14 protein-coding genes and 1 other annotated feature (1 of these 15 running past the window's edge) are annotated in these 12,651 nt (G+C 54.7%); of the genes, 10 read left to right on the top strand and 4 right to left on the bottom strand.

All coding sequences use genetic code 11. The features are described 5' to 3' along the window. Window positions 1-135 precede the first annotated feature (135 nt). From ffh to ACMYSN_RS21065, 7 genes are all read left to right on the top strand, one after another. Complete coding sequence (ffh, locus tag ACMYSN_RS21035) at window positions 136-1,500, top strand: signal recognition particle protein (protein ID WP_123756912.1); 1,365 nt, start codon at window positions 136-138, stop codon at window positions 1,498-1,500. Window positions 1,501-1,749: 249 nt separating this feature from the next. Next, entirely contained in the window at window positions 1,750-1,998 is a 249-nt protein-coding gene (gene rpsP, locus ACMYSN_RS21040; protein ID WP_110277455.1) for a 30S ribosomal protein S16, read from the top strand. Window positions 1,999-2,016: 18 nt separating this feature from the next. Then, window positions 2,017-2,565, top strand: coding sequence for a ribosome maturation factor RimM (gene rimM / locus ACMYSN_RS21045; protein ID WP_462498306.1), 549 nt, complete (start codon window positions 2,017-2,019; stop codon window positions 2,563-2,565). Between the two features lie 31 nt (window positions 2,566-2,596). Further along, window positions 2,597-3,364 carry a tRNA (guanosine(37)-N1)-methyltransferase TrmD gene (gene trmD / locus ACMYSN_RS21050; protein ID WP_123756914.1) on the top strand — a complete coding sequence of 256 codons (768 nt, stop codon included), beginning with the start codon at window positions 2,597-2,599 and terminating at the stop codon, window positions 3,362-3,364. Between the two features lie 39 nt (window positions 3,365-3,403). Continuing rightward, window positions 3,404-3,751 (top strand): 50S ribosomal protein L19, encoded by a 348-nt coding sequence (gene rplS, locus ACMYSN_RS21055; protein WP_041146788.1) that lies wholly within the window; start codon window positions 3,404-3,406, stop codon window positions 3,749-3,751. 120 nt (window positions 3,752-3,871) lie between these two features. Beyond that, window positions 3,872-4,306: a DUF2946 domain-containing protein gene (locus ACMYSN_RS21060; protein WP_462496058.1), complete on the top strand. Its 435-nt coding sequence runs from the start codon at window positions 3,872-3,874 to the stop codon at window positions 4,304-4,306. Between the two features lie 53 nt (window positions 4,307-4,359). After that, window positions 4,360-5,730 carry a PepSY-associated TM helix domain-containing protein gene (locus ACMYSN_RS21065; protein ID WP_462496059.1) on the top strand — a complete coding sequence of 457 codons (1,371 nt, stop codon included), beginning with the start codon at window positions 4,360-4,362 and terminating at the stop codon, window positions 5,728-5,730. Between the two features lie 5 nt (window positions 5,731-5,735). On the opposite strand, the gene ACMYSN_RS21070 is transcribed toward ACMYSN_RS21065, so the two are convergent. Genes ACMYSN_RS21070 through ACMYSN_RS21080 form a run of 3 tightly spaced genes read right to left on the bottom strand, consistent with a single transcriptional unit; the run spans window position 5,736 to window position 7,958 of the window. After that, complete coding sequence (locus ACMYSN_RS21070; protein ID WP_462496060.1) at window positions 5,736-6,221, bottom strand: OmpA family protein; 486 nt, start codon at window positions 6,219-6,221, stop codon at window positions 5,736-5,738. Between the two features lie 11 nt (window positions 6,222-6,232). Continuing rightward, a complete protein-coding gene (gene dgcN / locus ACMYSN_RS21075) occupies window positions 6,233-7,456 on the bottom strand; it encodes a diguanylate cyclase (protein ID WP_462496061.1) in 1,224 nt (407 codons plus the stop codon). Then, complete coding sequence (locus ACMYSN_RS21080) at window positions 7,449-7,958, bottom strand: YfiR family protein (protein ID WP_462496062.1); 510 nt, start codon at window positions 7,956-7,958, stop codon at window positions 7,449-7,451. The genes dgcN and ACMYSN_RS21080 overlap by 8 nt, the downstream gene beginning before the upstream one ends. A 349-nt stretch (window positions 7,959-8,307) precedes the next feature. Between ACMYSN_RS21080 and aroF the strand changes: the two genes are divergently transcribed. The 3 genes from aroF (at window position 8,308) to ACMYSN_RS21095 (ending at window position 11,448) form a co-directional block, all read left to right on the top strand. Next, window positions 8,308-9,378, top strand: a complete 1,071-nt coding sequence (gene aroF / locus ACMYSN_RS21085) for a 3-deoxy-7-phosphoheptulonate synthase AroF (RefSeq protein ID WP_123756920.1) — start codon at window positions 8,308-8,310, stop codon at window positions 9,376-9,378. A gap of 9 nt (window positions 9,379-9,387) precedes the next feature. Beyond that, on the top strand, window positions 9,388-10,509 hold the full coding sequence (gene tyrA, locus ACMYSN_RS21090) for a bifunctional chorismate mutase/prephenate dehydrogenase (protein ID WP_154145319.1): 1,122 nt from the start codon (window positions 9,388-9,390) through the stop codon (window positions 10,507-10,509). Between the two features lie 66 nt (window positions 10,510-10,575). Beyond that, a complete protein-coding gene (locus ACMYSN_RS21095; protein ID WP_462496063.1) occupies window positions 10,576-11,448 on the top strand; it encodes an SMP-30/gluconolactonase/LRE family protein in 873 nt (290 codons plus the stop codon). Here the strand turns inward: ACMYSN_RS21095 and pheA are convergent. Next, window positions 11,445-12,605: a bifunctional chorismate mutase/prephenate dehydratase gene (gene pheA, locus ACMYSN_RS21100; RefSeq protein WP_123756923.1), complete on the bottom strand. Its 1,161-nt coding sequence runs from the start codon at window positions 12,603-12,605 to the stop codon at window positions 11,445-11,447. The genes ACMYSN_RS21095 and pheA overlap by 4 nt on opposite strands. A 31-nt stretch (window positions 12,606-12,636) precedes the next feature. Continuing rightward, window positions 12,637-12,651, bottom strand: a sequence feature (Phe leader region) (it continues 110 nt past the right edge of the window).

Consider the following 12,651-nt stretch of genomic DNA (forward strand, 5'->3'; position numbering starts at 1 on the left):
TAAGCAGTATAGCGTTACGCGACGTCTGCTCCAACCGTTGCATCACATCGCGCTTCATGTCGTGTTATACTGCGCCAAATCCGTGTTTTTCGAGTCGCTACCGCGACCGACAGTTTCCACCTCAGGCGAGAGACAATGTTTGATAATTTAACCGATCGTTTGTCGCGTTCGCTGCGCAACATTAGCGGCCGCGGACGCCTTACCGAAGACAATATTAAAGACACCCTGCGCGAAGTGCGCATGGCGCTGCTGGAGGCGGACGTTGCTCTGCCTGTCGTGCGTGATTTCATCAGCCGCGTCAAAGAGAGTGCGGTGGGTCATGAAGTTAACAAAAGCCTGACCCCGGGTCAGGAATTCGTCAAAATCGTACGTAACGAACTGGTTGCGGCGATGGGCGAAGAGAACCAGGCGCTGGATTTAGCCGCGCAGCCGCCGGCTGTCGTGCTGATGGCGGGCCTGCAGGGTGCGGGTAAAACCACCAGTGTTGCCAAGCTCGGTAAATTCCTGCGTGAGAAGCACAAGAAGAAAGTGCTGGTTGTCTCCGCGGACGTTTATCGCCCGGCGGCGATTAAACAGCTGGAAACTCTGGCCGAACAGGTTAGCGTTGATTTCTTCCCGTCCGACGTGGGCCAGAAGCCTGTCGATATCGTCAACGCGGCGCTGAAAGAAGCGAAGCTGAAATTCTACGACGTGCTGCTGGTGGATACCGCCGGTCGTCTGCACGTCGATGAAGCGATGATGGACGAGATCAAACAGGTCCACGCTTCACTGAATCCGGTAGAAACGCTGTTTGTCGTGGATGCGATGACCGGCCAGGATGCCGCGAATACCGCCAAGGCCTTTAACGAAGCGCTGCCGCTGACCGGCGTGGTGCTGACCAAGGTCGATGGTGATGCTCGTGGCGGTGCGGCGCTGTCTATTCGCCACATCACCGGCAAACCGATCAAGTTCCTCGGCGTCGGCGAAAAAACCGAAGCGCTGGAGCCGTTCCACCCGGATCGTATTGCATCCCGTATTCTCGGCATGGGCGACGTGCTGTCGCTGATCGAAGATATCGAGAGCAAGGTTGACCGCGCACAGGCCGAGAAACTCGCTTCCAAGCTGAAGAAGGGCGATGGCTTCGACCTGACTGACTTCCTTGAGCAGCTGCGCCAGATGAAAAACATGGGCGGTATGGCTAGCCTGATGGGCAAGCTGCCGGGCATGGGGCAGATCCCGGACAACGTCAAATCGCAGATGGATGACAAAGTGCTGGTGCGGATGGAAGCGATCATCAACTCGATGACCCTGAAAGAGCGTGCCAAGCCGGAAATCATTAAAGGTTCACGTAAACGCCGTATCGCCGCGGGTTGTGGCATGCAGGTGCAGGACGTGAACCGTCTGCTCAAGCAGTTTGACGATATGCAGCGCATGATGAAGAAGATGAAGTCGAAAGGCGGCATGATGAAGATGATGCGGGGCATGAAAGGGATGATGCCGCCAGGATTCCCTGGTCGCTAATCGGCCTGGCTTGTTTGCCATTTCGGCACCGGGGTGTGCTCGCCATCCTCACGTACTACGTGTACGCTCCGGTGGCTGCGCGCACGTCGGCACCGAACTGACCGCACCGCCGACGGCCTTTTATAGCAGACTTATCAACTGTTGATTGCAATTTCCCCAAAAATGAGTAAAATTTTCGGGCTTTTAATATGACACCCGGGCTCCGTTCCTCGATGGGGCCCGGTTGTTCTATTCACACAAGAGGATGTTATGGTAACTATTCGTTTAGCTCGTCACGGCGCTAAAAAGCGTCCGTTCTACCAGGTTGTTGTCACCGACAGCCGTAATGCACGTAACGGTCGCTTCATCGAGCGCGTTGGTTTCTTCAACCCGATCGCATCTGCGAATGAAGAAGAAACTCGTCTGGATCTGGATCGTATCGCTCACTGGGTTGGCCTGGGTGCGACAGTTTCCGATCGCGTAGCTACGCTGATCAAAGCAGCAAACAAAGCAGCTTAATCTGTCACGGTGGTCATGATGAGCAAGCAACACACCGCACAAGCACCTGTTGATCCGATTGTATTGGGCAAGATGGGTTCTTCCTACGGTATCCGTGGTTGGCTCAGAGTGTTTTCCTCCACCGAAGACGCCGAAAGCATTTTTGACTATCAGCCCTGGTTAATCCAGAAGGCGGGTCAGTGGCAGGTTGTTGAGCTGGAAAGCTGGCGCCACCACAATCAGGACATCGTGATTAAGCTGAAAGGCATTGACGATCGCGATGCTGCGAATCTGCTGACTAATTGTGAAATTGTCGTCGATTCCTCGCAGTTGCCGAAGCTCGAAGAGGGCGACTATTACTGGAAAGACCTGATGGGTTGCCAGGTAGTCACCACTGAAGGCTATAGCCTGGGTAAAGTCATCGATATGATGGAAACCGGGTCAAATGACGTTCTCGTCATTAAGGCAAACCTGAAAGATGCATTTGGCATCAAGGAGCGGTTGGTTCCGTTCCTCGATGGGCAGGTTATCAAGAAAGTCGATCTCGCTACTCGTACAATCGAAGTAGACTGGGATCCTGGTTTTTAAATTATCCGGATAAACGGTAAAAGACGGCGCTATGTGGATTGGCATAATTAGCCTGTTTCCTGAAATGTTCCGCGCAATTACCGATTACGGGGTAACTGGCCGGGCAGTAAAAAATGGCCTGCTGAGCATCCAGAGCTGGAGTCCTCGTGACTTTGCTCATGACCGGCACCGTACCGTGGACGATCGTCCTTACGGCGGCGGACCGGGGATGCTAATGATGGTGCAACCCTTACGGGACGCCATCCACACAGCAAAAGCCGCGGCAGGTGAAGGCGCTAAGGTGATTTATCTGTCACCTCAGGGACGCAAGCTTGATCAAGCAGGCGTCAGTGAACTGGCAACGAATCAGAAACTGATTCTGGTGTGCGGTCGCTACGAAGGGATAGACGAGCGCGTAATCCAGACCGAAATTGACGAAGAATGGTCAATCGGTGATTACGTTCTCAGTGGTGGAGAGTTACCGGCAATGACGCTGATTGACTCCGTTTCCCGGTTCATTCCGGGAGTTTTGGGCCATGAAGCATCAGCAACGGAAGATTCCTTTGCTGATGGGTTGCTGGACTGTCCACACTATACTCGTCCTGAAGTGTTAGAAGAGATGGAAGTACCGCCAGTATTGCTGTCGGGAAACCATGCTGAGATACGTCGCTGGCGTTTGAAACAGTCGCTGGGCCGGACCTGGCTTAGAAGACCTGAACTTTTGGAAAACCTGGCTCTGACTGAAGAGCAAGCAAAGTTGCTGGCGCAGTTCAAAACTGAACACGCACAACAGCAACATAAACATGATGGGACGGCGTAAGCCCCCAATATCAGTTTACCCAGGATAAGAGATTAAATTATGAGCAACATTATTAAGCAAATTGAACAAGAACAGATGAAGCAGGACGTACCTTCCTTCCGCCCGGGTGATTCCGTGGAAGTGAAAGTATGGGTTGTTGAAGGTTCCAAAAAACGTCTGCAGGCATTCGAGGGCGTGGTTATCGCTATTCGTAACCGCGGTCTGCACTCTGCATTCACTGTTCGTAAAATTTCCAACGGCGAAGGCGTTGAGCGTGTCTTCCAGACTCACTCTCCGGTAGTTGACAGCATTGCTGTTAAACGTCGTGGTGCTGTACGTAAAGCTAAACTGTACTACCTGCGTGAGCGTACCGGTAAGTCTGCTCGTATCAAAGAGCGTCTTAACTAAGATTCGCTTTCGCGACATCCTGATGAAAAGGGCTGGCCTGATGGGCCGGCCCTTTTTTTATCTTTAATTTAACTATCGTGATGTAAATCATTTACAATATCCCCTCATCTCGGAGGGGCGGTGGTCAGCGATATTTCTCAACACTCAACAATCGAACGGCGGGCCGCATGGCTGGCGCTTTTTTCGATCCTGTTGATCGTGATCGCACCGCTGATTTCGGTTTCGTTGCAAAAAGATCCGATGAGCGTCATGCCGGGCATGCACCATGCGATGATGGGCATGACGCACGATATGGCGGAGCCGCATTCTGCCGCGTCCACAGATCCCTCCTCGACGCATACGCAACCGCTTGACCATGCCGAAGCCTGCGGCTATTGCGTGCTGTTAGCCCATGTTCCGGGGCTGCTCTTTGCGCTGGCGGTGTTGCTCTCCGTCGTCCTGCGACGCGTGCGGGTCCTCTTCCCCTGTCTGGTGCTGAATCGCCGACATTACTTCCCCTGGCTTTACCCGGAAACCCGCGCACCGCCGCGCCGTTCTGCTTTTCCCGCTTTCTAAAAATAATGTGCGCACTGCGCAACGTTCTCTTTTTGCTTTCAGAAAGGAAAAGTATGACAACCTGCACCTCGCGCGCGGCATGGCTCAACCTGCTGCGACGTCTCCATTTTTACATTGGCCTGTTTGTCGGGCCGTTTATCTTTGTGGCGGCCTTGACCGGTACGCTGTACGTCGCCACCCCGCAGCTGGAAAACTGGCTTTATCGGGACGCCCTGCACGGCACGCTCAACGGCGAAAGTCAGCCCCTGAGCTTACTGCTGGCGGCGGCGCAAGATGCCACTAATGGTAACCTTCGTATACAGGCGGTGCGTCCGGCCCTCAACGCCGGTGAAACCACCCGGGTGATGTTTGCTGACCCGCAGCTGGGCGAGTCTGAAACGCGGGCAATTTTTATCGACCCGGTGACGCTGAAGGTGATGGGGGACATGACCGTCTACGGAACCAGCGGAATTTTACCGCTGCGCCAATGGATCGATTACGCCCACCGCTCGCTGTTGCTAGGGGATAGCGGGCGGCTTTATAGCGAGCTGGCGGCATCGTGGATGTGGGTGGCGGCGCTCGGTGGGCTCGTGCTCTGGGCGATGACCCGTCCCCGCAGACGGATCAACAACCGGATGCAGAACCACCGTCGTTTGCATGTCTCTTTGGGCTGGGTGCTGTTGGCGGGCATGTTACTCTTTTCTGCCACCGGCCTGACCTGGTCGCAGTGGGCGGGCGGCAACGTCGATAAGATGCGTGCCGCGTTCGGCTGGCTGACGCCGCAGGTGAATACCCAACTGCATAGCGCGATGCCGATGACGCATGACCCGCATGCTGAACATCATATGGGGCATATGGCGATGACGGAGGCCATGCCATCAGCATCGGGCGAGCAGTTTGATCGCGTGCTGACGGTGGCGCAGGCGGCGGGCCTGGATGCCAGCAAGCTGGAGATCCGCCCACCGGCCTCGGCCGGCCGGGCGTGGACGGTCACGGAGATCGACAGAAGCTGGCCGACCCAGGTTGATGCGGTGGCGATTGATGGTGAACGGATGCAGGTGGTGGATCGTACCCGTTTTGCTGATTTCCCGCTGATGGCCAAGCTGACCCGCTGGGGCGTGGACTTCCATATGGGGATCCTGTTTGGCCTGGCCAACCAGCTGCTGCTGATCGCCTTCGGTATCGCGCTGTGTGTGATGATCGTGGTGGGATATCGTTTGTGGTGGATCCGTCGTCCGGCCCACGCTGCTTTTAACCCGGCAAACACCCTGGTTCAGGCGTGGGTGAATCTCGGGTGGCCAGCCCGCGTCATCACGCTGGCGATCGCGGTGATTCTGGGGCTGGCGTTGCCATTGATGGGCGTCAGTCTGGCGGCATGCCTGGCGATCGACTATCTCCGCTGGCGTGGGGCTACGGGCGTCACGCTCGCGAACTCCGTCGACTAAGCCGCTTAAGGCGTGCTGAGCACCACCGTGACGCGGCGGTTTTCAGCACGACCTTTCGCCGTATCGTTACTGGCAATCGGATACTTTTTACCTAACCCGCGGGTGGTTAAATTACTGCGCGGGATGTTGGCTCCCTGCGTCCAGGCATCAGCGACGATATCAGCCCGTTTAAGCGACAGCGCTTCGTTGTAGCTGTCCTCTCCGTAGTTATCGGTGTGGCCATCCAGTCGGCCATGTGTAATGCCGGTTGCTGCCAGTCGGGAGGCCATTTTCTGGATTTGCGCCTGGCTGTCGCTACGCAGATGGTAGTCGTTTTTATCAAACAGAATGCTGTCGGATAAACCCAGTGACCAGTCACCCTCACTTTCCGTAAAGCCGTATGACTGCATCTCGGCAATTTGTTCCGCAGAGAACTTGCCTTGCGGTGCCGTCTGGCAGCCGCTGAGTAAAGCCATTGCTATCAGTGCGGGAGCAAAATATTTCCTGAGCATGGTGGATCCCTTTAATTTTGTACTTGCTGAATACGCTGGTGTTTTTTCCGATACATATTTTGATCGGCGAACTCCTGCAGGCTTTCCGCAGAGTGATGTTCCCAGGCTAACGCATAGCCAATACTGAGAGACAAGGTTGCCGTATGGCCGTTGTGCAAATTAAACGGCTCGAGGAACAGAGCCGAGAGCGTGGCGCAAAGTGCCTGCACTTCCGCCTCTGAATGAACATCGCGCAGCAGGATAGCAAACTCGTCGCCGCCTAAACGCCATGCCTGATGACGCTTGTTGGCAAAAGCCATCAGCCGACTGGCGACGTCGATCAGGACTTTGTCACCCGTTGCATGACCCCAGTTGTCATTAATCAGTTTAAAGTTGTCGCCATCGAGGAACAGTAATGCTGAGCGCTGGCGGGCGGTGTCATCTTTCATTAATGCCATGATAATGCTGCGGAATGCAGCACGGTTGGCCAGTCCGGTCAGCGGGTCATGCAGGGACGAGCGTAACAGCTGGGCATTTTTCGCCTGCAGCTGCTGCTGCCAGTCCTCCATTTCGCCCAGCAGGCTATTAAAGTCCTGGGCAAAAAGATGGAATTCCTCGATGCGTTCTTGCGGAACCCGACGGGAGAAATGGCGGTTTTCCCGAATGTCGTGAACCACTTCAGTAATACTTTGCAGCGCGGTGACAATACCGTGGTGCAGTGAGTGGGTCAGCAATAAGGAAATCACAGAGGCCAGCAGAATACTGCCGGTTAATACAATAATCGAGATCCCGAGGAAATGGCCGATCATGCTGTCCAGCGCCTTCAGACGGAGCTCGCCGATGACTTTGCCTTGATGCAGGATCGGCTGCGTGGTTGGTTCCGGGAACAGCCATTGGCTGATAATTCCGCTCAGTTTCTCGTGGCGGACCAGATCGGTATTCTGCCAGACGGCAAAGTGGTTTTTCTGGTTGTCCAGCACCAGGGCTTCAGAGAATTGTCCCTGTTTCCCGAGCGTCGCCAGGGTTTCTTCCGCAGCGGAACTGTCATCAAACACCAGCGCGGCCTCAAGGCTTCGGCTCATGGTGGCGGCGGTTAGCGCCAGGTTTTTTTGCGCATATTGCTTAAGCGTAACTACCGAGGCGGTGCTCAGCAGCATCCAGACCAGCGTCATTGAGATCACTACGCTTATCACGCTGATTCGGCGCAGCGCTCTTTTAAACGTCGGGCGTGGAGCCTGTGATAAATCCTTATTCATGTGCGCTATTCCGGGCAAGCATCAGTACGTCTGGATTAACCCGTACGCCGCTGTGCGTCAGGACATCCAGATTCACGGAGAATCTGACCCTCTCGTCATTGATAATCAGGCAAAAAGCACTACCAATCGCGCATTCGCTATTTTGTTCTGCGATCAGCAAAAGAGGGCGGGATTGATATTTTGAGGTGAGCTCTGCCTGCTGAGACGGCGACTCGCTGCCAAAATAAAACCCATCACAGACCGTATTCATTGCTTCCTGGGTACTGTGAACAATGACCGGCCGATATGGCAACGCTTCAGGCTTTTCCTGAGCAAGGCTCTGTACGTAATGTGAGGTAGAAAAAATACATAATTTAGGCGGACCGGATAATGCAGGCCAACGGGTATAAGTAACAATACCTGAAACAATAGCCCGAACATTTTTCGATGGCTCGGAGGCGAAAACAGGGTGGCCCACGATAAATAATAAAAATATAAAAATAAGACGGTGAAACTGTTTCATTAACGGATCCGTCAGGTTCGTCTTAATGCATGAAGTGCAGATCGTTGATGCCGGGGCGCAGGATACCATCGTTGGCGAGGGGCGTCATTAATCACTGCTTTATCCTTACGGCAATTTCACCCAGGATTTTTCGTAACGGAATGGTGAATAAAGTAACTGCCCTGGTAGCATAATCGCTATGTTGTATAGATATGTTTACATTGAGTGGCGATTTTCAGGCCATTTAATTTGCTGGTGTAAAGTAAAATTTACGGAATATGGATTGAAATCTTTACTCTGTGTGGTATCGTTACGTCACTCCTCAGCCGAGGAACCCATTATCGCAAACGAGCTACACAGGATCGCCATCATGCAAAAAGACGCGCTGAACAACGTACATATTACCGACGAACAGGTTTTGATCACTCCGGATCAGCTGAAAGCTGAATTCCCGCTGAGCCTTGAACAAGAAGCGCAGATTGCGCAGTCCCGCCAGACTATCTCTGACATTATCGCCGGCCGCGATCCACGCCTGCTGGTGGTGTGTGGTCCTTGTTCAATTCACGATCCTGAAGCGGCAATTGAGTACGCCCATCGTTTTAAAGCACTTGCCGCAGAGGTCAGCGATAGCCTCTACCTGGTGATGCGCGTCTATTTTGAAAAGCCTCGTACTACTGTGGGCTGGAAAGGGCTGATTAACGATCCGCACATGGATGGCTCGTTTGATGTGGAAGGCGGTCTGAAAATTGCGCGTCGCCTGCTGGTTGAGCTGGTGAGCATGGGATTACCGCTGGCAACAGAAGCGCTGGATCCGAACAGCCCGCAATACCTCGGCGATCTCTTTAGCTGGTCTGCAATCGGTGCACGTACCACCGAATCCCAGACTCACCGTGAAATGGCATCGGGCCTGTCGATGCCGGTTGGCTTTAAAAACGGCACAGATGGCAGCCTCGCAACGGCAATCAACGCCATGCGCGCCGCCGCCATGCCACACCGCTTTGTCGGGATCAACCAGGCCGGCCAGGTTTGCCTGCTGCAAACCCAGGGCAATCCGAACGGTCATGTGATCCTGCGCGGCGGTAAATCGCCGAACTACGGCCCGGAAGATGTCGAGAAATGCGAAAAAGAGATGGCGCAGGCGGGACTGAAACCGTCGCTGATGGTAGATTGCAGCCATGGTAATTCTAACAAAGACTACCGCCGCCAGCCTGCGGTTGCAGAATCCGTCGTTGCACAGATCAAAGATGGTAATCGTTCCATTATTGGTCTGATGATTGAAAGTAATATCCACGAAGGTAATCAGTCTTCTGAGCAGCCGCGTTGCGATATGAAATACGGCGTATCCGTTACCGATGCCTGCATCAGCTGGGAAACCACCGATGCACTGCTCCGCGAACTTGATAAAGATCTGCGCGGTCATCTGGCGGCTCGTCTGGGGTAAGAGGAAAGTATGGTTGCTGAACTGACCGCGTTACGCGATCAAATTGATGAAGTCGATAAGGCGTTGCTGGGATTACTGGCACGCCGCCTGGAGCTGGTCGCGGAGGTCGGAGAAGTTAAAAGCCAGTATGGCCTGCCGATCTACGTTCCGGAACGTGAAGCGGCGATGCTGGCTTCCCGGCGGGAAGAGGCGTCAGCGCTTGGCGTCCCGCCGGATCTTATCGAAGACGTGCTGCGTCGCGTCATGCGCGAGTCATATTCCAGCGAGAACGACAAAGGTTTTAAAACGCTGTGTCCGAATCTGCGCCCGGTCGTGATTGTCGGCGGCGGCGGGCAGATGGGGCGTCTGTTTGAGAAAATGCTGACGCTTTCAGGCTACCAGGTCCGTATTCTTGAGAAAGAAGACTGGCCACGTGCGACAGAGATTGTTGCCGATGCCGGGATGGTTATCGTCAGCGTGCCTATTCATACCACGGTTGAGACGATTGGCCGGCTGCCGCCTTTACCGGCGGATTGCATCCTGGTGGATCTGGCATCGGTTAAAGCGGAACCGTTGCAGGCGATGCTGGCGGCACATCGTGGTCCAGTGCTGGGCCTGCACCCGATGTTCGGTCCGGATAGCGGGAGCCTGGCGAAGCAGGTGGTGGTTTACTGTGACGGTCGTCAGCCGGAAGCGTATCAGTGGTTCCTGGAACAAATTCAGGTCTGGGGCGCGCGTCTGCACCGTATCAGCGCTGTTGAGCATGACCAGAATATGGCCTTTATTCAGGCGCTGCGCCACTTCGCGACCTTTGCTTATGGCCTGCATCTGGCAGAAGAAAACGTCCGTCTGGAGCAACTGCTGGCGCTGTCATCACCGATCTACCGCCTTGAGCTGGCGATGGTGGGCCGCCTGTTTGCCCAGGACCCGCAGCTGTATGCCGACATTATTATGTCGTCAGAAAATAATCTGGCGCTGATTAAACGTTACTACCAGCGTTTTGGTGAAGCGATTGGCCTGCTGGAGCAGGGAGATAAACAGGCGTTTATCGACAGCTTCCGCAAAGTGGAGCACTGGTTTGGCGATTATGCGCAGCGCTTCCAGAGCGAAAGCCGGACGCTACTGCGTCAGGCGAATGATAACCGGCAGTAACGGAAAACCGTATATAATCAAAGCCAGAGGGGAAACCCGCTGGCTTTTTTTATAGGGATGACAACGATGGCTGAACCACATCCGCTGTTTGATTACGCAGGACATCTTCCGGAATGCCCGACCTGGAGCGAGACCGAGCAGGCGCTCTACTGGGCCGATATCCTTGAGTGTGAAATTCACCGCTATGACATCAACAGTGGTGAGCATCAGATCCTGCAATTTCCCGAAGAAGTGGGCTGCTTTTCTCTGCGCGAGAAAGGCGGCTTTATCGTGGCGCTGCGCAGCGCTATCTGGTTAACCGATGCGCACGGCCTGCTGCGACGTAAAATTTGTGATAACCCAAGCAACCCGCAGCTGGCACGCTTTAACGATGGCGGTACCGACCGCGAGGGCCGCTTTTACGCCGGGACATTCTGGGGGCCGGGAGATTTTAATGGTGCGCTGCTGATGCGAATCAACCACGACCTGACGCCTCGGGTGATTCAGTGTGACATTCATGGCGCCAACGGCCTGGCATTTAGTGACGATAAACGTTGGATGTATACTTCTGATACGCCAAATGCCGTGATTTACCGGACGCCGCTGGATGAGCAGGGCGAACCCCGCAAGCGGGAAGTCTTTCGTCGTTTTCAACCGGGGGAGGGGATCCCAGACGGGGCGGCTATCGACGAAGAAGGGTGCTACTGGAGTGCGATGTTTGACGGCTGGCGGATTGCCCGTTTTTCCCCAAACGGAGAAGCACTGGAAACCTACCGGCTGCCGGTGCGCTGCCCGACGATGGTCTGCTTTGGCGGCGCGGATATGCGCACGTTGTACATCACCACCACCCGGGAAAACATGGACGCCGATGAAGTACAGCAATATCCGCTCTCTGGCGCCATCTTCACCCTGCCGGTTGCGGTAGCAGGGATGAAGAAGCCAGTATTTATTGAGCGTTAAATCGGGTCGACCGGCACCACGTTTTCGCCCGGGTAGCAGCCGAGAACCTTCATGGAACGGGTAATCTCGGCCAGCTCTTTCAGTGCTTTACGCATCGGGATTGATTCGAGGTTGGCCTGGATATCCAGATAAAACATCTCTTCCCACGGGTTACCGTGAATCGGGCGCGATTCCAGCTTGGTCATGATCAGGTTGTGGTTGCGCAGTACCAGAAGCGCTTCAACCAGCGCACCCGCCTGTTGACCGGTCGCCATCAGTAGCGTGGTTTTTGCCGGTACCTGATCGGAAACATTCACCGCTTTGCGTGCCAGCACCAGGAAGCGGGTAATGTTTTGTGTTTGGTTCGCCTGGCAATGTTCCAGCACCTGCAGGCCGTACAGCGCGCCGCCGGCTTCGCTACCCAGTGCGGCAACGGCAGGAGAGTTAGCCTGCGCCACTTTCTCCATCGCCGCAGAGGTGCTTTCGGTATATTCAATTTTCCAGTGTGGATAACGGCTCAGATACTGGCTGCACTGCTGAAACGGTTGCGGGTGGCTATACACGGTCTGAATGCGTTGCGGGTCGGTTGACGCCGAGACAAGCACGCAGTGATCGATGGGGATCGTCAGCTCGCCAACGATCGACAGGCTGGTGTGTTGCAGCAGATCGTAGACGTCGTTGATCCCGCCGGAGCTGGTGTTTTCAATGGGGACGACCGCGTAGTCGGCCTGTCCGGTTTCTACCTGATTGAAGATATCGGCAAATTTAGCGCAGCCGCTCTCGATGAACTGCTCGAAGTGGCGAGCGGCGTACTGGCGTGCAGCAAGATGCGAGTATGACCCTTTCGGCCCGAGGAACGCCACGCGTGCTGAGTGCGGATTGATTTTATTCAGATGTTGCTGCAGCAGCGTTTGTTGAGTGAGTACAGAATCCTCGATGATCAGCTGGAACAGGCGTGTGATGTAGTGGGCATCGAGGTGATGGCTTTTCCCCAGCGTCATCAGGCGCTCCAGCAGGTCGCGTTCGCGGTCGATATCACGGACCGGACGGTGCGATGCCAGCTTTGCTTTACCTACTTCTACCGCCAGTCCACGGCGTTCTGCCAGCAGCGCGAGCAGTTTTTCATCCAGTGCGCTGATCTTATCGCGCAGGGCCAGTAACGGGTTTTCCTCGGTCATATTGTGTTGCCTTTCTTGTTATTCATTTATCAAAAAAAAGGCCTCC

This window comes from Klebsiella sp. R445 (assembly GCF_051131755.1).
Taxonomy (GTDB): domain Bacteria; phylum Pseudomonadota; class Gammaproteobacteria; order Enterobacterales; family Enterobacteriaceae; genus Klebsiella; species Klebsiella lignicola.

Excerpts from the sequence above, each read along its gene's own strand:
- ACMYSN_RS21080 (WP_462496062.1), bottom strand. The coding sequence starts at position 7,958 with ATGAAACAGTTTCACCGTCTTATTTTTATATTTTTATTATTTATCGTG.
- ffh (WP_123756912.1), top strand. The coding sequence starts at position 136 with ATGTTTGATAATTTAACCGATCGTTTGTCGCGTTCGCTGCGCAACATT.
- rpsP (WP_110277455.1), top strand. The coding sequence starts at position 1,750 with ATGGTAACTATTCGTTTAGCTCGTCACGGCGCTAAAAAGCGTCCGTTC.
- rimM (WP_462498306.1), top strand. The coding sequence starts at position 2,017 with ATGAGCAAGCAACACACCGCACAAGCACCTGTTGATCCGATTGTATTG.
- trmD (WP_123756914.1), top strand. The coding sequence starts at position 2,597 with ATGTGGATTGGCATAATTAGCCTGTTTCCTGAAATGTTCCGCGCAATT.
- aroF (WP_123756920.1), top strand. The coding sequence starts at position 8,308 with ATGCAAAAAGACGCGCTGAACAACGTACATATTACCGACGAACAGGTT.
- rplS (WP_041146788.1), top strand. The coding sequence starts at position 3,404 with ATGAGCAACATTATTAAGCAAATTGAACAAGAACAGATGAAGCAGGAC.
- dgcN (WP_462496061.1), bottom strand. The coding sequence starts at position 7,456 with ATGAATAAGGATTTATCACAGGCTCCACGCCCGACGTTTAAAAGAGCG.
- tyrA (WP_154145319.1), top strand. The coding sequence starts at position 9,388 with ATGGTTGCTGAACTGACCGCGTTACGCGATCAAATTGATGAAGTCGAT.
- pheA (WP_123756923.1), bottom strand. The coding sequence starts at position 12,605 with ATGACCGAGGAAAACCCGTTACTGGCCCTGCGCGATAAGATCAGCGCA.
- ACMYSN_RS21065 (WP_462496059.1), top strand. The coding sequence starts at position 4,360 with ATGACAACCTGCACCTCGCGCGCGGCATGGCTCAACCTGCTGCGACGT.
- ACMYSN_RS21095 (WP_462496063.1), top strand. The coding sequence starts at position 10,576 with ATGGCTGAACCACATCCGCTGTTTGATTACGCAGGACATCTTCCGGAA.
- ACMYSN_RS21070 (WP_462496060.1), bottom strand. The coding sequence starts at position 6,221 with ATGCTCAGGAAATATTTTGCTCCCGCACTGATAGCAATGGCTTTACTC.